The organism is Micrococcaceae bacterium Sec5.7, from assembly GCA_039636785.1.
Classification (GTDB): Bacteria; Actinomycetota; Actinomycetes; order Actinomycetales; family Micrococcaceae; genus Arthrobacter.
Genome location: CP144169.1, coordinates 4,163,185 through 4,184,495, shown reverse-complemented (window position 1 = coordinate 4,184,495; position 21,311 = coordinate 4,163,185). Strand labels below are relative to the sequence as shown.

Annotated in this window: 19 protein-coding genes, 1 tRNA gene and 1 pseudogene; 7 read left to right on the top strand and 14 right to left on the bottom strand. The window is 63.8% G+C overall.

The annotated features are described in order from the left end of the window. Positions 1-29: 29 nt before the first annotated feature. The 3 genes from V3C33_19990 to V3C33_19980 all read right to left on the bottom strand — a co-directional run bounded on the left by V3C33_19990 (position 30) and on the right by V3C33_19980 (position 2,917). Complete coding sequence (locus V3C33_19990; protein XAS67664.1) at positions 30-758, bottom strand: L-ribulose-5-phosphate 4-epimerase; 729 nt, start codon at positions 756-758, stop codon at positions 30-32. After that, positions 755-2,476, bottom strand: a complete 1,722-nt coding sequence (araB, locus tag V3C33_19985; protein XAS67663.1) for a ribulokinase — start codon at positions 2,474-2,476, stop codon at positions 755-757. Before araB ends, V3C33_19990 begins: the two co-directional genes overlap by 4 nt. A gap of 126 nt (positions 2,477-2,602) precedes the next feature. After that, positions 2,603-2,917, bottom strand: coding sequence for a metalloregulator ArsR/SmtB family transcription factor (locus tag V3C33_19980; GenBank protein XAS67662.1), 315 nt, complete (start codon positions 2,915-2,917; stop codon positions 2,603-2,605). Positions 2,918-3,004: 87 nt separating this feature from the next. Here V3C33_19980 and V3C33_19975 point away from each other — a divergent pair, with 87 nt between their 5' ends. Next, positions 3,005-4,057: an SDR family oxidoreductase gene (locus V3C33_19975; protein XAS67661.1), complete on the top strand. Its 1,053-nt coding sequence runs from the start codon at positions 3,005-3,007 to the stop codon at positions 4,055-4,057. A gap of 182 nt (positions 4,058-4,239) precedes the next feature. Here the strand turns inward: V3C33_19975 and V3C33_19970 are convergent, their stop codons facing one another. Next, complete coding sequence (locus V3C33_19970; protein ID XAS67660.1) at positions 4,240-5,121, bottom strand: ArgP/LysG family DNA-binding transcriptional regulator; 882 nt, start codon at positions 5,119-5,121, stop codon at positions 4,240-4,242. A gap of 69 nt (positions 5,122-5,190) precedes the next feature. Between V3C33_19970 and V3C33_19965 the strand changes: the two genes are divergently transcribed. Then, positions 5,191-5,793: a LysE/ArgO family amino acid transporter gene (locus V3C33_19965; GenBank protein XAS67659.1), complete on the top strand. Its 603-nt coding sequence runs from the start codon at positions 5,191-5,193 to the stop codon at positions 5,791-5,793. An 89-nt stretch (positions 5,794-5,882) separates the two neighbouring features. Here the strand turns inward: V3C33_19965 and V3C33_19960 are convergent, their stop codons facing one another. The 3 genes from V3C33_19960 to V3C33_19950 all read right to left on the bottom strand — a co-directional run bounded on the left by V3C33_19960 (position 5,883) and on the right by V3C33_19950 (position 8,974). Continuing rightward, entirely contained in the window at positions 5,883-6,899 is a 1,017-nt protein-coding gene (locus V3C33_19960) for a LacI family DNA-binding transcriptional regulator (protein XAS67658.1), read from the bottom strand. 54 nt (positions 6,900-6,953) lie between these two features. After that, positions 6,954-8,609 carry a substrate-binding domain-containing protein gene (locus V3C33_19955; GenBank protein ID XAS67657.1) on the bottom strand — a complete coding sequence of 552 codons (1,656 nt, stop codon included), beginning with the start codon at positions 8,607-8,609 and terminating at the stop codon, positions 6,954-6,956. Between the two features lie 292 nt (positions 8,610-8,901). Further along, positions 8,902-8,974: transfer RNA gene (locus V3C33_19950), tRNA-Lys, on the bottom strand. A 183-nt stretch (positions 8,975-9,157) separates the two neighbouring features. On the opposite strand from V3C33_19950, the gene V3C33_19945 reads away from it, so the two are divergent. From V3C33_19945 to V3C33_19930, 4 genes are all read left to right on the top strand, one after another. Then, positions 9,158-9,817 carry a hypothetical protein gene (locus tag V3C33_19945; GenBank protein ID XAS67656.1) on the top strand — a complete coding sequence of 220 codons (660 nt, stop codon included), beginning with the start codon at positions 9,158-9,160 and terminating at the stop codon, positions 9,815-9,817. A 317-nt stretch (positions 9,818-10,134) separates the two neighbouring features. Further along, positions 10,135-11,154, top strand: coding sequence for a PHP domain-containing protein (locus V3C33_19940; protein XAS67655.1), 1,020 nt, complete (start codon positions 10,135-10,137; stop codon positions 11,152-11,154). A 121-nt stretch (positions 11,155-11,275) separates the two neighbouring features. Beyond that, positions 11,276-11,893 carry a nuclease PIN gene (locus tag V3C33_19935; protein ID XAS67654.1) on the top strand — a complete coding sequence of 206 codons (618 nt, stop codon included), beginning with the start codon at positions 11,276-11,278 and terminating at the stop codon, positions 11,891-11,893. A 1-nt stretch (position 11,894) separates the two neighbouring features. Further along, positions 11,895-12,911, top strand: a complete 1,017-nt coding sequence (locus tag V3C33_19930) for an inorganic phosphate transporter (protein ID XAS67653.1) — start codon at positions 11,895-11,897, stop codon at positions 12,909-12,911. A gap of 81 nt (positions 12,912-12,992) precedes the next feature. On the opposite strand, the gene pstB is transcribed toward V3C33_19930, so the two are convergent. The 4 genes from pstB to pstS form a co-directional block, all read right to left on the bottom strand. After that, positions 12,993-13,772, bottom strand: a complete 780-nt coding sequence (pstB, locus tag V3C33_19925) for a phosphate ABC transporter ATP-binding protein PstB (GenBank protein XAS67652.1) — start codon at positions 13,770-13,772, stop codon at positions 12,993-12,995. A 90-nt stretch (positions 13,773-13,862) separates the two neighbouring features. Then, positions 13,863-14,972 (bottom strand): phosphate ABC transporter permease PstA, encoded by a 1,110-nt coding sequence (pstA, locus tag V3C33_19920; protein XAS67651.1) that lies wholly within the window; start codon positions 14,970-14,972, stop codon positions 13,863-13,865. Then, the gene (pstC, locus tag V3C33_19915; GenBank protein ID XAS67650.1) at positions 14,973-15,905 is read right to left on the bottom strand and encodes a phosphate ABC transporter permease subunit PstC; all 933 of its coding nucleotides are present in this window, start codon (positions 15,903-15,905) and stop codon (positions 14,973-14,975) included. A 141-nt stretch (positions 15,906-16,046) separates the two neighbouring features. Then, entirely contained in the window at positions 16,047-17,168 is a 1,122-nt protein-coding gene (pstS, locus tag V3C33_19910; GenBank protein ID XAS67649.1) for a phosphate ABC transporter substrate-binding protein PstS, read from the bottom strand. A gap of 264 nt (positions 17,169-17,432) precedes the next feature. Between pstS and V3C33_19905 the strand changes: the two are divergent. Then, positions 17,433-17,625, top strand: a pseudogene (locus V3C33_19905) (IS3 family transposase). A gap of 292 nt (positions 17,626-17,917) precedes the next feature. On the opposite strand, the gene V3C33_19900 reads toward V3C33_19905, so the two are convergent. From V3C33_19900 to ngcE, 3 genes are all read right to left on the bottom strand, one after another. Beyond that, entirely contained in the window at positions 17,918-18,709 is a 792-nt protein-coding gene (locus V3C33_19900; GenBank protein ID XAS69806.1) for a carbohydrate ABC transporter permease, read from the bottom strand. 143 nt (positions 18,710-18,852) lie between these two features. Further along, positions 18,853-19,848 (bottom strand): sugar ABC transporter permease, encoded by a 996-nt coding sequence (locus V3C33_19895; GenBank protein XAS67648.1) that lies wholly within the window; start codon positions 19,846-19,848, stop codon positions 18,853-18,855. Beyond that, positions 19,845-21,089 carry an N-acetylglucosamine/diacetylchitobiose ABC transporter substrate-binding protein gene (gene ngcE / locus V3C33_19890; GenBank protein XAS67647.1) on the bottom strand — a complete coding sequence of 415 codons (1,245 nt, stop codon included), beginning with the start codon at positions 21,087-21,089 and terminating at the stop codon, positions 19,845-19,847. Before ngcE ends, V3C33_19895 begins: the two co-directional genes overlap by 4 nt. Positions 21,090-21,311 lie beyond the last annotated feature (222 nt).

Below are 21,311 nucleotides of genomic sequence, written 5' to 3'. Positions count from 1 at the left end.
GGGTTTCCGGGTTCCGGCGGCTGCTGCCGCTACTGCCCGTAGACATTCTGGTAGCGCGCATAAAGGGATTCGATGTGGCTCTCCTCGATGGGCAGCGGCTCGCCCAGCTGCCGGGAAATGTGCACCGTCCGGGCCACTTCCTCACACATCACAGCGGCTTTGACCGCGGACCTGGCGTCCTTGCCGATGGTGAAGGGGCCATGGTTCTGCATCAGCACAGCCGGCGACTTCGAGCTCTGGAGCGTTTCCACAATGCCGATGCCTATTGAGTCATCGCCGATCAGCGCAAACGGCCCCACCGGGATGCTGCCGCCGAATTCATCACCCATCATGGTGAGAACGCACGGGACCGCCTCACCGCGCGCGGCCCACGCCGTGGCGTAGGTGGAATGCGTGTGCACCACTCCCCCGACTTCCGGCATATGCCGGTAGACGTATGCATGTGCGGCGCTGTCCGACGACGGCGCCAGCATCGGATTGCCCCAGCCGCCAGAGGGACCGGCTGCTTCGGTGGCTTCCGCTGCGCCTTCGCCCGGCCCGTCCACCGGGGTGCCAAACAGGTCCGTGACCACCATCAGTTCGGGCGTTAGTTCCTCATAGGAAACGCCGGACGGCTTGATCACCATCAGGTCATGGCCAGGCACGCGCGCGGACACATTCCCGGCCGTCCAGACAACCAGCCCGTACCGGGTCAGCTCAGCGTGCAGTTCGCAGACTTCGCGGCGGATCCGTGCAATGGCGTCGTGGAGCGCACTCATACGGGCATCACTGCCTCGGCGTCGGACGGGCTCGTTTTGGCGGCCCGCTGGATCGTTTTCAGCCGGTGCATGACGTCGTTCGCACCGCGTCCGAAGTAGTCGTGCAAGGTCCTGTATTCGGCAAACAGGGCCTCGTAGGCGGCGACATTTTCCGGAATCGGAATATATACCGCGCCCGGCTCCGACCCCATGACCGCGGCAGCGGCACGAACGTCCGGGTAGGCGCCTGCCGCCACGGCGGCGTGAATGGCCGAGCCCAGCGCCGGGCCCTGGGTAGAGCCGATAGTGGACAGCTGAAGCCCGGTGATGTCCGCATATATCTGCATCAGCAGCTTGTTCTTTAGCAGTCCGCCGGCCACGATGAACTCCGTTACGGGGACTCCGGAATCCCGGAACGCATCCACAATGGTGCGGGTGCCGAACGCCGTGGCCTCCAACAGTGCACGGTACGTGTCCTCGGGGCGGGTGGCGAGGGTCTGTCCAACAACCACTCCGGAAAGCTGATGGTCCACCAGTACTGAGCGATTGCCGGAATGCCAGTCCAGGGCAATGAGCCCGTGTTCGCCGATGGCCTGCCTCGAGGCCAGTTCAGTCAGGTATTCGTGGATGCCGAGTCCCTCGGCTGCAGCGGCCTGATGGTAGGCGGGCGGCACGCAGTTGGCGGTGAACCAGCCGAAGATGTCGCCAACGCCGCTTTGGCCGGCCTCGAAACCCCACAGTCCGTCAACGATTCCGCCCTCAACCGCTCCGCACATTCCGGGCACCTCGCGGAGCTCGGTTCCGTTCATCACGTGGCACGTGGAGGTGCCCATGATGGCTACAAGCTGGCCGGGTTCAACAGCCCTGGCTGCCGGTGCGGTGACGTGGGCGTCCACGTTGCCCACGGCCACGGCGATTCCCTCCGGAAGTCCGGTCCAGGCGGCGGCCTCGGCCGTGAGGCAGCCGGCGGCGTCTCCCAATCGGCCGATTCTGTGTTCCAGCTTGGTGCTGACAAAGTCCTTGAACTGCGGATTGAGCGAGGAAAGGAAGTCCTCGGAGGGGTATTTCCCGTCCTGGTAGATGCCCTTGTAGCCCGCAGTGCAGGCGTTGCGGACGTAGTTTCCGCAGAGCTGCCAGACGATCCAGTCAGCCGCTTCCACCCAATGATCCATCGCCGCGTAGGTTTCCGGGTCTTCTTCAAGGAGCTGGAGTCCTTTGGCGAATTCCCACTCGGAGGAGATCAACCCGCCGTACCGCGGCAGCCAGGTCTCGCCCCGCTCTGCGGCAAGAGTGTTGATCCGGTCAGCCTGCGGCTGGGCTGCGTGATGGCGCCACAGTTTGACGTAGGCGTGCGGGCGGTTGGTGAAACCGTCCAGCTCGTTGAGCGGGGTGCCGTCTGCCTTGACGGGAACCATGGTGCAGGCGGTGAAGTCGGTGGCAATCCCGACGACGGCGGCGGGGTCAATCCCGGCGTCTGCGATCGCGGCAGGCACGGCCTGCCGGAGGACATCGCGGTAGTCGTTGGGCACCTGAAGCGCCCATTCACCGGGAAGCCGTGCGGCGCCGTCGCCCGCTATGTCTTCTGGCAGGGAAACAGTGATGACCGAATGCGGGTAGTCGAAAACGCCGCTGCCCAGCTCTTTGCCATCCCGGACCCGCACCACAACAGCGCGGCCGGAAAGCGTTCCGTAGTCCACGCCAATAACAAAGCTGTCTGCACCGTCAGCAGTGACGTCCATGAAGTCCTCCAGTTGATTGCCGCCACCTCGCGGTCTGCATCAATTGTGAGCGCTAACAACCAGCCTGTCAAGGTGTCCATTCAGGTTCGGGGGACCCAAATAGCCGGAGTGCCGTATTGAGGCGTGTTAGAGGCTTTTCGTGATGACGCTGCCCAGGGCGGTGATTCGTGACTCGTTTCGGCTGTAGTGGGTCCACGGTCCGATCCGGTTGCTCGTGACAAGCCCGGCACGCTGGAGGACGGCCATGAACTGGGACGCTGTTGATTGCGACACCTTGGCCCTGGCCTGGATGTGCTTCAAGCACACGCCGACCTCTTCCGCTGGCTGGTCCTGCGGCGGAAATGACCGGGGCTCCTTCAGCCATTGCAGGATCGCCAGCCGCGTCGGGTGGCTCAGGGCTTTGAAGGCCTGCACAACGTCGTCTTCGGTTATCGCTTCCACACCCTTCACCTTATCGTAAATTTGCGATTTCCCGATGCCGATGCAACGCTTAGATCGTAAAACCACGATATTACGATAGGAGCAGGTGTGAGTACACGAACGGCGCTGGTTGTTGGGGCACACGGGGTAATCGGGGGAAATCTGATCAGCCACCTCCTGAAGGAGGGCGGCTGGAAGATCGTCGGGCTCTCCCGACGAGGCGGTGAGGACACAGAAAACGTCCGGCATATCGGCGTCGACCTGCTGAACAAGCAAGACACTGCAGCCAAGCTCAGCGGCCTTGCGGATGTCACCCACGTGTTCTATGCGGCCTATCAGGACCGCCCGGGCTGGGCCGAACTCGTCCCGCCAAACCTCGCCATGCTCGTCAACACCATCGATGCAATAGAGCCCGCTGCCGCTGACCTTCAGCATGTGAGCCTGATGCAGGGATACAAGGTCTACGGCGCCCATCTCGGTCCGTTCGCATCTCCGGCGAAAGAGGATGATCCGCCGCATATGCCGCCGGAGTTCAACGTCGACCAACAGCAATTCCTCGAATCCCGGCAGCAGGGCAAGACATGGACCTGGTCGGCGCTGCGCCCCTCCGTAGTTTGTGGGATCGGCTTGGGCAACCCGATGAACCTGGCGATGGTAATAGCCATTTACGCGTCGATCAGCAAGGAACTCGGCATCCCGCTGCGCTTCCCCGGCAAGCCCGGCGCCTACAACACCCTGATCGAAATGACCGACGCCGGCATCCTCGCGAAGGCCACAGTGTGGGCAGCCACCGGCCCCGGCACAGCCAACCAGGCGTTCAACATCACCAACGGGGACATCTTCCGGTGGAGCAGCATGTGGCCGAAGATCGCCGCATTCTTCGACATCGATGTCGCACCGCCGCTGCCCATGTCCCTGAACGAAGTCATGGCAGACAAACAAGAACTGTGGGACCGGATGGTTGCCCGGCACGGGCTCCGGCCAACACCCTACGCCGACGTCTCGTCATGGCCGTTCGGCGACTTCGTCTTCGCCTGGGACTACGACGTGCTCGCGGACGGGTCAAAAGCGCGACGCGCGGGATTCCATGAATACATTGAAACTGAGAGCATGTTCATGAAAATCTTCACCGACCTGCGGGAACAGCGCATCATTCCCTAACCCAAGACGTTGCCCGACCGCGCCCGCCTCGTGTCCCCGATCCTGCGAACACCTGAAACCGCGCGTTAGTCGACCTGACAGCAGACGTCCTGGGACTGGAGCGGCCCGAAGTGGCGGGAAGAATCCCCTCACCGAAGTCCCCGCTCAAGTTCGAGTGAGGCAAGGCAGCGTGCCAGCGGACTTCATCTGAGCACGTGCGCTGCTTCCTGGATTGCAGCGGCAATCTCGTCGAGAGCCGCTGACCCGTGCCGCCATTGCTGCCAATGGAGCGGCACGTCGACGAACGTCCTGGGCGTCAGCGTTTTCAGTGTTTGCCGTTGCAGGTCTTCCGCGATTTCGATCTCGGGCATCATTCCCCATCCCATTCCCAGCCGGACGGCCTCGCCGAATTCGTGGGCGGCGGGGACGTAGTGCCGCGGTGGTTGGAGGGGCTTACGGCTGGCCCTTCGCAGATACCGGTCCTGCAGATCGTCCTTGCGGTCGTAGACGACGACGGGCGCCTTCGCTAGCGTTGCCGCTGTCACTCCGTCTTCGAACCAGTATTGGGCGAATGCAGGTGCGCTGACCGGAAGGTAGCGCATAACGCCCAGGCGGCGGGATGTGCAGCCTGGAGCCGGCTTGGCGGTGGCGGTGATGGCCCCGGCCGCTGCCCCGCTGCGGAGAAGATCCAGCGAGTAGTCCTGGTCTTCGCGCAGGATTTCCAGCTGGACCCTCCCGGCCACTGCGGCCAGGCCAGCCAGCGCCCACGTGTGTAATGAATCGCCATTGATCACCAAGGTAAGACGGATATCTGTGTCAGGGGTGTCAGGCTGCAGCTCATCGGCCAAGTCGGCAGACAGCAGTTCGAGCTGACGGGCGAAGCGCACCACAGCTTGCCCCGATTCTGTGAGTTCGATCGGCCGGGTCCTTCTCAGCACAGGGCGACCGACGGCGACCTCGAGGGCACGGATGCGTTGGCTTACGGCGGATGGGGTGACCGATAAGTGGCTGGCTGCGGCGTCGAAACTTCCCTGGGCGACGATTGCGGCCAGCGTCCGGGCCTGGTCAGGATGGATGTCGATCATTAGCTCATCTTATGCAACCACAGAAACTTTAACTGGTTTCATGATGAGCCTCCCTCTAACGTGGTGACGGTGATAATCTCCGTGCTTTCAGGTTTCGCAACCGGCCTGTCCCTCATCGTCGCCATCGGCGCCCAGAACGCCTTCGTCCTCAGGCAGGGCCTCCGGCGCTCCCATGTCACTCTGGTCGTTGCTGTGTGCGCGCTGTCAGACCTTGTGCTGATCCTGCTCGGCGTGGCCGGCATTGGCATCGTCATTGAACGAGCGCCCGCCGCGCTCGAAGCCGCGCGCTGGGCCGGTGCCGCCTTCCTCCTGGCCTATGGAGTCCTCGCCGCCAGGCGGTCCATCCGGGGCGAACAGATCGATCAACCCGGAACAGGTCAAGGCGTCGGTTGGGCAGCCGTTTTGGCCACCTGCCTGGCGTTCACCTGGCTGAACCCCCACGTGTACCTTGACACCGTGTTTCTGGTCGGCTCCCTGGCCAGTGCTCACGGCCCGGCAGGACGGTGGTGGTTTGCGGCCGGCGCCGGACTGGGCAGCATCGTCTGGTTCACTGCCCTCGGGGTCGGAGCGCGTTTCCTTGCCCCGCTCTTCCGCCGCCGGAGCGCATGGCGCGTCCTCGACGGCAGCATCGCCGTCGTCATGATCACCCTGGCCGTGTCTCTGGTCATCTGATTGCAGCAGACTATTGGGGAACAAATCCGGCCCCGGAAGCACTGCCGGACGAAGAGGAAAGGGCTGGTCAACCGCCGCCCTTCGGACTTTCAACCGGCGGGCGCCGCCGTGCTCCCCCGGACCACCAGTTCCGGAGTCACCACGGTGGTGCTGACGCCCGCGCCGTGCTCGATTTCCGTCAGCATGATGTCCATGCAGCGCCGGCCGAGCTCCTCGAAGTCCTGGCGCACTGTGGTGAGCGGCGGGGTGAAGTAGCCCGATTCCGGCTGGTCATCGAACCCCACTACGGAGACGTCGTCGGGCACGCGGACGCCCGCCTCGCTGAAGGCACGCAGCAAACCCAAGGCCATCTGGTCGTTGCCCACAAACAGAGCGGTGGCGGTCCGCTCAGCGGCCAGCCTGCGGCCTATGGAGTAGCCGCTGCCGGCACTCCAGTCGCCTTCCACGAGGAGGTCATCCGCAAGCCCGGCCGCCAGCAGCGCGCCGCTCCAGCCGTCGGCCCTGGCGGCGCCGTCGATCCAGTCCCGCGGGCCGGCTATGTGTCCGATCCTCCTATGGCCCTGTTCAATCAAATGCCCGACGGCGAGTTCGGCCCCCCGCTTCTGGTCCACCATTGCGCCGCTGACGGCGCTGTTCCCGAGCGAACCGACGGCAACCACAGGTACGCCGGGCTGCAGTTCTTCCAGGGCCAGCAGCGTCTCGGAATGCGGCACCAGCACCACGATGCCGTCCACGGATTGGTCCATAAAGTGCCGCAAGGCGTCGAAAATGGCCTCACGGCTGACGGACCTCAACGCGGCGATACTGACAAAGTAGCCTGCGTTCCGTGCCGCCTGTTCAACGCCCAGCAGCGTATTGGCAGGGCCGTACTGGGAAAGTTCGCTGCCAAGCACGCCGATGGTCTGCGAGCGCCGGGTGACCAGGCTCCGGGCAGCGGAATTGCGGCGGTAGCCAAGCTCGGCGATGGCAGCCTCCACCCGTTCGCGGGTGGTCTTGCTGACGTTGGGGTGGTTATTGACCACGCGGGACACCGTCTGGTGGGAGACCCCGGCGCGCTCCGCGACGTCTTCGAGGCGGGGCAGCCTCCTGTTACTGCTTTTTGTCATGTCCCTATTGTCCGCGCCTATTTGATTTGTCCGCGCCTATTTGTTTGTCCGCGCCTATTGTCCGCGGGCCAGCAGCGCGTCCACAAAGACGCTCGGGATGTCCTTGGGATCCCGGGCCACGTAACTGGTGCCGCCGGTGGCCGCGGAGATCTTTTTGAGCGTCCCGGCGTCGGCGTCCGCAGTGATGCCGATCGTCACGATGATCACCGGCTTGGCCGGGTCCCGTTCGCGCTGCAGGGTCTCCAGCAACTGTTCCAGATTCAGGGACTCGGGGTCCTCGTTGGCGCCATCGGTAAACACGATCACGCTGTTCACTGCGCGGGAATCGTAGCTTGCCTGGACGGTACGGTAGGCCGCCAGGGTGGAATCGTACAGTCCGGTGGCGCCGCCGGTCCGCTGGTCCAGGCCGGTAAGGTCCGCAACAAGCCGCTCACGCTGGGTCACGCCGCCGACTACGGCGTCCATCTTCCGGATGGGGTCAAGTTCCACGTAGTCCTGCGTGCCGCCGCCCAGTCCGATGGAGAAAGCCCACAGGCCCAGTTCGGCCGTGTCGGGGAACAGCTTGCTGCCGGCGATTGCCGCCTGCTGGGTGAGTTGCATCCGGGTCTGCCCGCCCGCCTTGAAGTTCATGGAACCTGAGACGTCCATAACCACCAGGGACCGGAAGGGGACGGCCTGCAGCGCCCAGCCCCGGAGCGTCTTTTCCACTCCCTCGGCTGAGGCAAGCTTGATCGTGGCTACGCTCCCCACACCGGGCTGGTCCGCAATACTGCTTCCGTCCGGTGTCCGCAGGCCCTGGCCGGCAAGGGCCTTCCTGCCGTCCGCGGTGGCCAGCGCATCAGCCAGGGCTTTTGCTGCCTTCGCGATGACATCCGCGCGTGGACCGGCCGGAGCGGTCACGGCCACCGGGTAATTCAGGGAAATCGAGCCGGTAAAGGGCAGGGACGCCGAAAGGGTTGCCGCTGCGGGTGCCTTGGCAAACGAAAGCCAGGCCTGCTCCGTGACGATCGCCAGGCCGCCTCCGGCCGCTACGGCCTCCAGCTGTTTGGCATCAGTCAGTTTCTCGCCCGAACGCTGGCTCTCGCTCTGCGCAAGCTGGGCAATGGTTGCCTGCAGGGCCTTGGAGTCAGCGCGGCCTTCTTCGACTTCCGAAAGGGCTCCGAGGAGAGCGACTTCGCCGCTGCCGGCTGCCAGAGGATCGCTGAACCTGACACCGGCGCTCTGCAGGGCGCTGAGCCAGGTGGCGAATGCCGGAACTTTACCCTTGAGCCCCACCAGCACTCCGGGAGTGGACGCGACTGACGGCACGGCGATTTCCGGAGCCGTGGTGGCCGCAACGCGCTGCACCCGCACTGCGGAGTCCGCAACCCAGATGTCCGGCGCGTCCTTGCCCGCAGTGACCTTGGCGGCAATTTCCGGCTGCGTCTGCACCGCAACCTTAAAGGACACGCAGGTATCGGCCGGGATCTTGGCAGCCGCCTGCTCAAGTGCGGCAGCGATGGTGTTGTCCGCGGCTACACTGACCTCCGCCGGATTCTCGCACCTGGCCGCGGCAGCACTCTGCATGCTGGTGATCCAGTTGACGGCCCCGATGGCAACGGCTATGGCAACTGCAGCCCCGATGACCATAAGAATCCGTGGCCAGAAGAAGGGTGATCGGCTGGGGAACTGGCCGTGGCGTTCACTGCGAGCTGCTCGGCGACCTGACATGGATGTAGTACCTAACTGCTGGGGGTTTCACGATTGGCCGGTGATATCCCGGCCAGCGCTTACCGCGTTCGGGAAGTCCCGGACTGGCGGCAAAATCAGTTCAGTATACGTAAGAGAGTGCGGCATATCACATACTGCAGAAGGGGCCAGCGGAACACGCCGGGGGCGGCAGCCGGAAATCGGCCCCGGGACACCGGACTGAGACCAGCCGGGCACCGGGCCGGGGCAAACAAAAAATCCCCGGCTCCCTGTTGCCAGGAAGCCGGGGATTTTCCACTCTTCGCTAAAAGAGTGGGCCCTGTGGGGATCGAACCCACGACCCACGGATTAAAAGTCCGATGCTCTACCAACTGAGCTAAAGGCCCCAGCTGACTGCCGTAAATGCGTGCATAAACGGCTATCAGCCCAGTCCATTTCTGGACGTTAAATACTGTACCCCACGCAAGGGGTAGCTTTGGCACGGAGGCTCGCGCCGCCGTCGTGCGTTACTCCTCCAGGCCCGCGGCAGCAAGCTCGATTCCCTTACGGCACAGGAGTAGCGTGGTGGCATGAGCGAGCAAACAGGGTCAAACGCCTACGGCGGAGCAAACAGGCATCACAAGCCCAAACCCTTCGCGCCCATCGATTTTGAACCGTTTGCCGGCGGCGCGGATCCTGCGCGGGTATCCGAGGCCGCGCATCTCGCGGCCCAGGCCCTGGTGCGCCACGGGCGGGACAGCGACGACCCCGTCATCACCGAACGGCTGGTCAGGCTCACCGACGAACAGGGCCTCGAGGCGATAGCCGAAATGTGGGCCGAAAGCCCGGCTCGCTCGCTGCCCGGCGCACTGTGGCGGCTGTACGCGCTGCGGGCGGCAACAGTGCACGACCCGGAACGGATCTCGGTCTACTTCAAGGCAGGCAAAGACACCGCACAGGTATCAAACGTGGTGGCCGGCGCCGCAGAGCCGCCGGGGGCCGAGGAAATGAAGTCCATGGCTGACGCCATTTTGTCAGGGGCGTTCGACGGCGAGTTCGACGTCGCGCTGGAACGTTCCGCTGCATTCTGCCGCGTGGTGGCGCTTGGCCAGGCCACCCTTGCCGACGGTGCTGAATTCAGCAATGAAGCCCACGCCAGCAAACTCACCCGGAGCTCGCATCAGCTGGTCAAGACCGCCGAGGACCTCGAGCACGCAGCCAACGCCTGGCGTCTGGGCGAGCTGGACTGAACCACGGATTGCCCGCCGGACCAGTGATCGGGCCCGTCGAAAACCTGCACCGCACGGCTGGCTTGTCAATGTTGACTTGCGCCAGCCAATGGAGAACACTGAAATTGGTGCCGAACCGCGAAACCCCCGGGCTTCAACATCTAGCCGCCTAGAGCGGCCTACCGCCGAGAGGCGTCTCCGGTTCGGCACCATTTTCATGCCCGGGATTCGAGCGCTGGGATTCAGGTCCGGTTTCCGGCCCGGATACGGGTTACTCCTGCGGGTTCCGGACGGGACTCACCTTCACCCGCCCAGCGTCACGGGTGCAAGATAGATGAATGGACGCCACCGCTGCCCTCAATGAGATCGCATTCTGGCTGGAACGCGATCGAGCCGCCACTTTCAAGGTTCAGGCATTTCGGAAAGCTGCCGGCATCATCGGCAGCCTGGAAGATCAGGAGCTCGCGGAACGGCTACGGGACGGCCGGCTCAAGCGGACAAAGGGTATTGGGGACAGAACCTTCGAGGTCATCAGCCAGGCTGTCGGCGGCAATGTGCCTGATTACCTTGACGGACTGCGGCTGCGTGGTGCCGAGCCGCTGGTTCAAGGCGGTGGCGAGTTGCACGCGGCTCTCCGAGGCGATCTGCACAGCCACAGCGACTGGTCCGACGGCGGCTCCCCGATAGGGCTCATGGCGGGCGCCGCCATGCTGTTGGGCCGCGAGTACCTCGCTCTGACTGACCACTCCCCCAACCTCAAGATCGCCAACGGACTGAGCGCCGGCCGGCTCATTGAGCAGCTGGACGTGGTGGCGCAGGTAAACGACCACAACAACGATTTCAGCCTACTGGCCGGCATCGAGGTGGACATCCTCGAGAACGGCGGGCTGGATCAGTCGCCGGAGATACTGGACAGGCTGGATGTTGTGGTTGCCAGCGTGCATTCGAAGCTCCGCGCCGACAATGCCACCATGACCCGCAGGATGCTCAGCGGAATCCGCGACCCCCACACCAACGTGCTGGGCCATTGCACGGGCCGCCTGGTGCAGGGATCCCGAGGGACCCGTCCGGAGTCCAAGTTCGACGCCGTCAAGGTGTTCGCGGCATGCGCGGAGAACAACGTGGCCGTCGAGATCAATTCGAGGCCGGAGCGCCAGGATCCGCCGGACAACCTCATCCGGACGGCTTTGGACGCAGGCTGCTTGTTCAGCATCGACAGCGACGCCCACGCCCCGGGCCAGCTCGACTTCCTCCAGTTCGGTGCCGAGCGTGCCGTGCGGAACGGAGTGCCGGCCGAAAGGATCATCACAACCTGGCCGGTGGACCGGTTGCTGGAGTGGTGCGCCGCGGGGCAATGACCGGAACCCGGCCGGCATGGAGCGGTACTGCCGGTAAAGTAATGACCAGTTGCGGGTTGGCGTCAAGTCATGCGGTCCGCGGCCAACAGCCCAGTCCATCCTCCGAAGACCGGTACCCCACGTGAAACTGCGCCTTTTTCCCCAGGAACCCGCCGGGCTGAACCTGCTGTCAGAGATGGCCCGTCAGATCGTGCTGGCCAGTGCCACGCTTGCCGAAATTCTGGGCGTTCCCGCCGCAGAGCACAGCAGGCTCGTGGAGGACATGCACAACCACGAGGCAAAATCGGCCGAACTTCACTTTGCCCTGCTGACCCACATGCGCACCAGCTTCGTGAACCCGCTCCCCCGCGAGGACATGTACGCACTGTCCCGCTACCTCAACGAAGCCATTGAAAAACTGGATGCCGCGGCCGAGCTGGTAGCCCTCTACAAACTCGAGCGCCTTCCCAAGCGCGCGGCGGATCAGCTGGAGATCATCAGCCGCCAGGCCGAGCTCACGGTTGATGCCATGCGGCGGCTGAACAACCTCGATGATCTTGAGGATTACTGGATCGAGATTCTCCGCCTGGCCAAGCGCGCGGAACGGACGCACCGGGTGTGGGTTGCAGACATGCTCAAGGACATGAAGTCCGCCCAGTATGCCCGCAACAGGGACATCGCCAACCAGCTGGTGGAAGTCACCAAGGACATGCGCCGCATCGCAACCCAGGTAGGCAGCATCATCGTCAAGGAATCCTGACGTGACGGCCGTCTTTTTCGGCGTGGTGGTTGTCCTTGCAGCCACGTTCGGGTTCCTCAACGGCTTCAGGGATGTTTCCACCTCGGTGGCCCTCGCCGTCCGGACCAGGGCGCTGACGCCAACTGTTGCGGTATTGCTGGCGGCGTTCTTTAACTTCCTGGGTGCCATGCTGAGTGCGGCGTTGGCCGTGGCTGCCATGGCGCAGTGGGTCAAGCTGCCGCACGGCGAAAACGGGCTGGCCATTCTGATAGCAGGGCTCGCCAGCGCCTGTGTGTGGGGCACTTACACGTGGTGGCGGGGCATCCCGTCGTCGTCCACGCACGCCCTGGTCGGTGGCCTGGCGGGCGCCGGTGTGGCCAGCGTCATTGTGGGCGGCAACGCCGTGGGGGGCGTGGACCAGTCCCTGCTTTTCCAGGTGGTCCTGCCGCTGCTGCTGTCGCCCGTCATCGCATTCATCGGTTCGTTCATGCTGGTTTTTCCGGTGACCTGGGTAGCGCGCTACGCCCAGCCGAACGTCGTCAACAACCGCTTCCGGCGGATGCAGTCCATTGCCGCCGGGGCTGTTGCGTTCGGGCACGGGCTGCAGGACGGCCAGCGCATCAGCGCCGTCCTGCTGCTGGGGCTGCTGGCCGCAGGGTATGCGGACGGCGGGGCCCTTCCGCTCTGGGTGGCACTGCTCACCGCCGTGACGCTGACAGCGGGAACGCTCTTCGGAGGCTGGCGGATTTCCCACACCATCGGCTACAGGCTCACCCGGATCGACCCGCTGCGTGGCTTTGTGGCCCAGATCTTCAGTGCGGTTTTGCTCTTCATCGGCGCGATCGGCCTGCACTGGCCCATCTCCACCACGCACACGGTGACGTCCGCTGTCCTGGGTGCAGGGACCAACCAGAGCTTCTCCGTAACCAACCGCAGGCTCGTCGTCCGGATCCTGGCCTTCTGGATCCTGACCCCGATTGCGACGGCGGCCGGCGCCTTTGTGTTGGAACTAGCGCTCTCGCCGTTGTCAGGCTCCTGACAACTCCATCGATTGCTCCTGAACTGCCGTTCCGGGCCCTCAAAAGGGCAGTTATGGAGCACTCGATGCCCGGAGAGTGGCCTATCCGAAGCGGCCGGAGACGTAGTCTTCCGTGGCCTTCTGTGCCGGGTTGTTGAAGATGGTGCTGGTCTCGGCGAATTCGATCAGTTTGCCGGGCTTGCCGGTGCCGGCGATGTTGAAGAACGCGGTCTTGTCCGAAACACGCGCGGCCTGCTGCATGTTGTGGGTCACGATCACCACGGTGTACTGGTCCTTGAGCTCGTTGATGAGGTCCTCAATGGCCAGCGTGGAGATGGGGTCCAGGGCGGAGCAGGGCTCGTCCATCAGGATCACCTGCGGCTCAACGGCGATGGCGCGGGCAATGCACAGGCGCTGCTGCTGGCCGCCGGACAGGCTGGATCCGGGCTTCACCAGGCGGTCCTTTACCTCGTTCCAGAGGTTGGCGCCCTGCAGGGACCGCTCCACGAGGGCATCGGCCTCGCCCTTGGAGATCTTCTGGTTGTTCAGCTTCACACCGGCCAGGACGTTGTCCCGGATGGACATGGTGGGGAACGGGTTGGGGCGCTGGAACACCATGCCGATCTGCGAGCGCACGGTCACGGGGTCCACGCCGGGGCCGTAGAGGTTGTCGCCGTCGAGCAGTACTTCACCTTCAACACGGGCGCCGGGCAGGACCTCGTGCATGCGGTTCAGGGTGCGCAGGAACGTGGACTTGCCGCAGCCGGAGGGGCCGATGAATGCCGTGACGGACTTGGCTTCGATGTTGATGTTGACGTCTTCGACGGCGAGGAAGTTGCCGTAGTAGACGTTCAAGTCTTTGACGTCGATGCGCTTGGACATGGTGTTCCTTCACTTGCTGGAGGTATGGATTGAAGTCTAGCGGCGGCCGTTCCGGTGCGGAATGGCGGGTGCTAACGGCCTGTGGCGGCGCTAGCGGCCGGCCTTGGGTGCAAAGATGTTGGCGATCAGGCGGGCGCCGAGGTTCAGGAGCATCACCAGGATGATGAGCACCAGGGCCGCGCCCCAGGCCCGCTGCGCGGACGGATCCGGGTTGGCCGGTGAGGTGGGGTTCAGGATCTGCGTGTAGATGAACGTGGGCAGCGAGGCCATCCAGCCGCCGAACACGTTGTTGTTGATGGTGGTGGCAAAACCGGCGGTGACCAGTATGGGCGCGGTCTCGCCGATCACGCGGGCGATCGCCAGGGTGATGCCGGACGCAATGCCGGAGATCGCCGTCGGAATGACCACCCTGAGGATGGTCCTCCACTTGCGCACACCCAATGCGTAGGCGGCTTCGCGGAGTTCGTTCGGGACGATCCTGAGCATTTCCTCGCTGGAGCGAACCACAACGGGGATCATCAGGACGGAAAGCGCGACGGCGGCGACAGCACCTGTTTTGGTGCCGGGCCCCACGATGGCGAAGAAGAAAGCCGCGGCGAAGAGGCCGGCCACAATGGACGGGATGCCGGTCATCACGTCCACAAAGAAGGTGATGGCGCGGGCAAGCCGGCGGTCGTTGCCGTATTCCACGAGGTAGATCGCCGTCAGCAGGCCCACGGGCACGGAAATGACGGTGGCCAGCAGCGTGATTTGAACGGTGCCGACCAGCGCGTGGTAGACGCCGCCCAGAACCGGGGCACCTTCTTCAGCAGCCTTGTTGTCGAAGACGCCGGTGACCCCGTTCATGGAGTTACCCAGGAAGCCGGGCGCGATGATACCGGGGATGCCGTTGACCATCACGGTCCAGATCACCGAGATCAACGGGAGCAAGGCGACGAGGAAGGACCCCACCACCAGGCAGGTGGCCAGTTTGTCCTTGGCTTTGCGTGCGCCCTCTACGGCGGCACTCCAGCCGACCAGGCCTGCGGCGAACAGGATGGCGGAGACGATGCCCCAGCCGAAGGCGTTGAACCCGATCAGCGCCAGGATGGCCGCGCCGGTGATCAGAGCAAGCGCAAGGACAAGGTACGGCGCGAACTTGGGCAGCTGGCCCTTGGTGAGCGCGGAGCGCTTCCGCACCGGTGACAGAGTGGAGGTCATTTAGTTGGCTCCCGAGAATTCTTTGTGCCGGCTGATGACCCAGCGGGCAATCATGTTGACGCCCAGGGTGATCACAAACAGCACCAGGCCGGCGGCAATCAGGGTACTGACCTTCAGGCCGCTGGCTTCCGGGAAGTTGAGGGCAATTTCCGCCGCGATGGTCTGGTTGCCGGACTGGATCAGACTGGCGGTCAGGGCGCCGGAGGAAAGCACCAGGGCAACGGCCATGGTCTCGCCGAGTGCTCGGCCCAGGCCCAGCATAACGGCGCTGATGATGCCGGGGCGGGCGAAAGGCAGCACCGCCGTTTTGATCATTTCCCAGCGCGTGGCTCCCAATGCGAGGGCGGCTTCCTCGTGCAGTTTGGGCGTCTGCAGGAAGATCTCGCGGGTCAGGGAAGTAATGATGGGCAGAACCATGACGGAGAGCACGATTCCCGCGGTGAGGATCGTCTTGCCGGTAGCGGAGGCCGGGCCCTGGAAGATGGGCAGCCAGCCCATGTTGTCCGCAAGCCAGTTGTAGGCCGGCGAGATTTCCTTGGCCAGAACGGCTGCGCCCCACGCGCCGTACACCACGGACGGGATGGCGGCAAGAAGATCAACAACGAAGCCCAGGCCTGAGGCCAGTTTGCGCGGTGCAAAGTGCGAGATGAAAAGCGCGACGCCGATTGCCACCGGGGTGGCGATCACAAGCGCGATGACGGCCGCGATCAGGGTGCCAACAACGATCGGCCAGATGTAGGCGAAGAAGCCGCTGCCGCCCTGGATCTGGTCCGGGGATGCCACCAGCGCCGGTATTGCCTGGACGACAAGGAAGAGGGCAACGCCGAAGAGCACGGCCAGGATCAGGATCCCTGCGCCCAGGGTTGCCCCGGAAAAGACTTTGTCCCCGGCGCGTCCTGCGCCCCTGGAACTTGTCAGGGAGTTGGTGGTCACAAACAATCCTTTTGAGTTGGTACTTCCGGACAAACACTCAGGTTCCCTGCCTTGTGCAGGCGGTCTGTGACCGCCTGTGCACAGGACAGGGAACCGGAGTCAGGCAGGTGTTTCCACTATGCCTCGTGGAGCAAAGTATCCCTAGGACTTGACCTTGATGGACTCGATCGCCTTGACTGCCTTCTCGGCCAATGCCGGGGAGAGCGGAGCGGACTTTGCGGAGTCAGCGGCGGCCTTCTGGCCGGCGTCGGACACTACGTAGTTCTCGAAAGCCTTGACCAGGTCAACGGTTTCCTGCTTTTCGTAGGTGGTGCAGACTACGTGGTAGGAAACCAGGACGACCGGGTACGCGCCGGATTCGGTGGTCTTGCGGTCCAGCTTGATGGCAACGTCCGTGGCGGAGCGGCCTTCCACAGCCTTGCTGGCTTCAACAGCCTTGGCAGCAGCATCGGCAGAGATCGCAACGAACTCGGATCCAACCTTGATCTGGGCGGTGCCCAGCTTGCCGCCCACCGCGGAGTCATCCGCGTAGGTTACAGCGCCCGGGGTGTCGGTGACGGTCTTGACCACGCCGGAGGTGCCCTTGGCGTTCTCGCCCTTCAGGGATGCGGGCCAGATGCCGGCAGACTTGTCGGTCCAGACCTCAGGAGCAGCTGAAGACAGGTAATCGGTGAAGTTGGAGGTGGTACCGGAATCGTCAGAGCGGTTCACGGGGGTGACCTTGAGGTCCGGGAGCTTGGCATCCGGGTTCAAGGCAACGATTGCGGCGTCGTTCCACTTGGCGATTTCGCCGCGGAAGATCTTGGCAGCGGTGGCGGCGTCGAGCTTCAGTTCCTTGATATCCGGGAGGTTGAAGGCGATGGCGATCGGGGAGATGTACACCGGGATGTTGATGGCGCCGTCGGGGCCGCACTTGGCCTTGGAGCTGGCCAGCTCTTCATCCTTGAGGTAAGCATCGGAGCCGGCGAACTGGGCCGAGCCGTCGATGATGGCCTTGCGGCCTGCACCGGAACCATCCGGGGAGTACTGCACGGTGGCGCCCTGGTTTGCGGAGGCGAAGCCGGCCTTCCAGGCATCCATGGCTGCGCCGGTGGAGGACGCGCCGATGCCGGTGAGGGTGCCGGTGACCTTGGTGCCGGCGGAAGACGGGTTGCCTGCGGGCGTGGTGCCCGTGGCGTTGTCTGAACCACAGGCGGTGAGCGCGAGTGCGCCGGCTGCAATAACAGCGATAGCCGCGTGGCGGCCGAAGCGGAGTGCCTTCACTAGATGTACCTCTTCCAGGGATATTCAGTTGCGGCCGTGCCGGAGAAGCATTGGCGCGCGGATGCGTACGTTTTGTACTTCCATTGAAGTTATGGTCTGCAGGTGACGGGAATTGGGGTCCAAGGTGAACAGCGGATTAACGACGGCGGGATATTGGCTTACAAGTGCCGGGTTGCCATTGCGTTAGCTACGTCACAGCCGTAGTGAAATCCCGGACGAACCCGGGATCAGAGCGGTACCGGACAAGGGATTCCGCCGCGACAACCCCACAGCGAGGCCTGGTTCAAGACCTTGAAATTCGCGCCCGTCTTCCCCGAACGGCACGGCTCCCTGGCCGACGCGAGGACCTTCATGGCGGCCTTCGTCGACGGATACAACCACTCCAACTCCCACCGTTCTCAACCGCCGCCACACCGACATCGGCCTCAATGCCCCGGCAGACGTCCACTACGGCCTCGCCTCCGCGAAGGCCACCGAACGGGGCCTCACCCTTGCCGCAGCCCTAGAGAGAAACCCCGAACGATCCAGCACCAGAAGCGATCCAGCCGTAGCCGCCTAACTCCCACTGGCCCCAACCACCTTGACAAGGTCCGGGCCGGGCGTCAGGGGCTTGTTCGCGCATCCGAGGCGTCAAGGCCCGGATCTGCGGACGGGGCTCGGACGGGGTGGTGCCGCGGCAGGAGCTGCGACGGCGGCCGGTGACCTTCCGTGGAAAGGCGACCGGCCGCCGTCGGGCGTTCAGAAAAGCACTATTTGGAGGTGCCTTGGGTGACGGAGCCCTGGAGCTGGCGCTGGAAGATGATGTAGACGACCAGGACGGGGGCGACGGTGATGACGACGGCGGCGAAGAGCGAGCCGAAGTCCACGTTGTAGCCGGCCTGGGAGGCGAACCGTGCCAGGCCCTGGGAGAGGACGTAGTTCTTCTCGTTGCTGTTCAACGCCACGGGGAGCAGGAACTGGTTCCAGAGCCCGAGGAAGTTGAAGATCGCCACCGAGGCCATGCCGGGCTTGGCCATGGGCAGCATGACCTGGAAGAAGGTCCGCCATTCGCTGGCGCCGTCCAGGGCCGCGGCTTCGGCGATCTCGTTCGGCAGGGACTTGAAGAAGGAGAACAGGAAGAACACGGTGAACGGCAGCGCGAACGCCACGTAGGTGATGGTCAGGCCCGGCAGGGTGTTCAGCAGCCCCATGTTCTTGAGGATGAAGAACAGCGGGACGACGGCCAGGAAGATCGGGAACGTCAGCCCGGCGAGCATCAGGTAGTAGATGGCGCGGCTGCCGCGGAACTGGAACCGGGCCAGCACGTAGGCGCACATGGCGCCCAGGACCATCACGACCACCAGTGCCGACCCGACCACCATGACGGTGTTCAGGAAGTAGTTCCCGATCCCGGCGGTGTTCCAGGCCGTGACGTAGTTGCCCGCGTTCCACGTGACGGGCAGGGCGAAGGGCGAGGCAAAGATCTCGCTGCTGGTCTTGAACGAGGTCATCAACGTCCACAGCAGCGGCAGGACCACGATCACGGACCAGATGATGAGCATGGTGTGGGAGACGGTCCCCACCACCTTGTCGCCGCGGGTGGACCGCGGCCTGCGTTCAACGAACCGTCCCGGTCCCGGTCCCGTGGCTGTTCCCGGTCCCGTGGCGGGGTTCCCGGCGGGGTTCTGTGTCAGGGTTTTTGTTCTCATGAGCCCGAGGTGTCCTTACTTCCGCCGGTGAGCCGGTTCACCAGGAACACCAGCGCCGCGAAGATCAGCGTGACGATGGCCAGGACCACGCCCATGGCGCTGGCGTAGCCGAACTGGCCCTTGGTGAAGGCCGTGGAGAGCAGCTGCTGGGACATCACCAGGGTGGAGTTGTTCGGGCCGCCGCCGGAGTTCAGCGCGGCCATGTACACGAAGGCGTCCAGGGCCAGGATGCCCATGTAGATGTAGGCGGTCTGGATGTTGTCCCGGATCAGCGGGATAGTCAGGGACACCGCGGTCCGCAACCGCCCGGCACCGTCGATGCGGGCGGCCTCGAACAGCTCCGCCGGGATGCCCTTGATCGCGGCGATGAACAACACCATGTAGAAGCCCACGAAGCCCCACACGATCACGAACATCGTGGCGCCCATCGCGGTCCGTTCATCACCGAGCCAGGGGAAGGAGCTGGCCTGGTCAAAACCCAGCGAGGTCAGCATGCCGTTCAGGAGCCCGTTGGAGGGATCATAGATCTGCAGCCACATGATGCCGATGGCAATGGCAGGAATGACATAGGGGAAGAAGGACACCACCCGGTAGAAGCTGGAATTCTTCAGGCCCTTGACCTGCCCGCGGCTGGAGCCGCCCACCGTGATCATGGACGCCAGCACCAGGCTCAGGATGATGGTGATGACCGGCAGCACCAGGCACAGCACCACATTGTTGCCCATGGCCTTCATGAAGATCTCATCCGCGAACAGCTTCCGGTAGTTTTCAAGGCCGGTGAAGTTCATCGTGGCCGTGAAACCGGACCAGTCCGTCATCGAGTAGTAAAACGCCTGGATGAACGGGGAGATCACGAAGACCAGATAGATGGCCAGCGGCAGCCCGAGGAACACGGCAAAGAAACTCACCCGGTCAAAGGTCAGCTTCCTCCGCCGCCGGACGGCGGCAGGCCTGCCGCCGCCCGAAAGGGTCCTGGTATCAAGAACGGTCACTTGACCTCAATCTTCTTCACCGAGGGATCATTGCGGACCTTGTCCGAGATCTTCTGCAGCCCGGAGGTCAGCGTCGCCACATCGGACTTGCCGTCCAGGAACGTGTTCCAGACCACCAGCTGGTCCTTGTTCGTGCCATAAAGATCAACGAAGTTCCAGGAGAAGATATCCGTCCCGGCATCCTCAAGCAGCTTCGTCTGGGACACCAGCGCCGTGGACCCGAACCCGTCCGCCGGGACCGTGTCCTTCACGATCGTGGGCGCCAGCTTGGTCTTGGCGAAATTCGTCGCCGCCTCCTTGGACAACATCACCCGGAGCATTTCCTTGCCGCCGGCAACGTTCCTGCCCTGGGACGGAACCACAAACGGCTCACCCGCGGCACTGTGCAGCGCCGTGTACGGCATCTTCGAACCCGCCGTCACAGTCGGAACAGGGGCACCGGTCATCTTGAAGCCGGCCTTCGTCTGGTCCTTCATCTCGTTCTCGATCCACGAACCCGACGGATACAGCAGCGCCTCACCGGCATTGGACCACTGCGCCTGCGCCGCCGTGAAAGCAGTCCCCGACCCGCCCGGCTTGACATAACCGGACTTCACGATCTTCTCCAGGGCCGTGAAGACACCCTGCAGCGCCGGATGCGACCAGCAGCCCTCCTTCAGGTTCTCCAGGCCCAGACGGACTTCGTCCCCGCCCTCCTTGATCGCCGACGCAATCGCCATCTCCTGGTAATACGTGGCAGCCTCCTTGCCCCAGCAGAACAGGTACTTGCCCTCGGCCTTGGCCTTCTCGCCCAAAGCCAGCGCCTCCTCCCAGGTCCTGGGAACAACCCAACCCTTCTCCTGGAACAACGCCGCCGAATACCACACCGCGAAAACCGTCAGCACATAATTCAAGGCCGCCAGCTTCCCATCAAAGGTCCCCGGCGCCAGGACACCGCCATACAACGTGTCCTTAATGACGGCGCCCTCAAGGTTCTTCGCCTCGATCACCGCACTCAGATCCTCCAGCTGCGCCAGGATCGTGCTGAAACCGATCGCCTTCGCCCCCGAATTATCAATCAGGTCCGGCGGATTCCCACCCACGAAACGCGGCTGCAACTCCTGCGCAATATCCGTCGACGCAGCGATCTTCGCCGTGGACCCCGCCTGGGCCGACTCAAAAGCCTTCCCCGCGAACTCAACATAATCAATCCCGTACCCGCCCTTGAAAATCACGGCATCAACCGCGGACTTCTCCGCCATACCAAACGGATTCGTAGCGGAAACAACCCCGCCCGAAACAGCCCCGGGCCCGCCCCCGCCCCCCCGCAGCACACGACACCAAAGCACCACCCATCGGAACAAGAACCGCCGCAGCCAAAGCCCCGCGAAGAAACCCACGCCGCGCAAGCGGCACACCCTGAACATTCATCTCAATACCTTCCAGTGACCGCCAACGGCCATTTTTTAGTTTCTCGGCGCACA

What these genes read in the sequence shown, in the direction of transcription:
- V3C33_19955 (XAS67657.1), bottom strand. Translation starts at nt 8,609, where the DNA reads ATGTCAGGTCGCCGAGCAGCTCGCAGTGAACGCCACGGCCAGTTCCCC.
- V3C33_19990 (XAS67664.1), bottom strand. Translation starts at nt 758, where the DNA reads ATGAGTGCGCTCCACGACGCCATTGCACGGATCCGCCGCGAAGTCTGC.
- V3C33_19960 (XAS67658.1), bottom strand. Translation starts at nt 6,899, where the DNA reads ATGACAAAAAGCAGTAACAGGAGGCTGCCCCGCCTCGAAGACGTCGCG.
- V3C33_19900 (XAS69806.1), bottom strand. Translation starts at nt 18,709, where the DNA reads ATGCTCATCATCTGGTCCGTGATCGTGGTCCTGCCGCTGCTGTGGACG.
- V3C33_19970 (XAS67660.1), bottom strand. Translation starts at nt 5,121, where the DNA reads ATGATCGACATCCATCCTGACCAGGCCCGGACGCTGGCCGCAATCGTC.
- ngcE (XAS67647.1), bottom strand. Translation starts at nt 21,089, where the DNA reads ATGGCGGAGAAGTCCGCGGTTGATGCCGTGATTTTCAAGGGCGGGTAC.
- pstA (XAS67651.1), bottom strand. Translation starts at nt 14,972, where the DNA reads ATGACCTCCACTCTGTCACCGGTGCGGAAGCGCTCCGCGCTCACCAAG.
- V3C33_19940 (XAS67655.1), top strand. Translation starts at nt 10,135, where the DNA reads ATGGACGCCACCGCTGCCCTCAATGAGATCGCATTCTGGCTGGAACGC.
- V3C33_19945 (XAS67656.1), top strand. Translation starts at nt 9,158, where the DNA reads ATGAGCGAGCAAACAGGGTCAAACGCCTACGGCGGAGCAAACAGGCAT.
- araB (XAS67663.1), bottom strand. Translation starts at nt 2,476, where the DNA reads ATGGACGTCACTGCTGACGGTGCAGACAGCTTTGTTATTGGCGTGGAC.
- pstB (XAS67652.1), bottom strand. Translation starts at nt 13,772, where the DNA reads ATGTCCAAGCGCATCGACGTCAAAGACTTGAACGTCTACTACGGCAAC.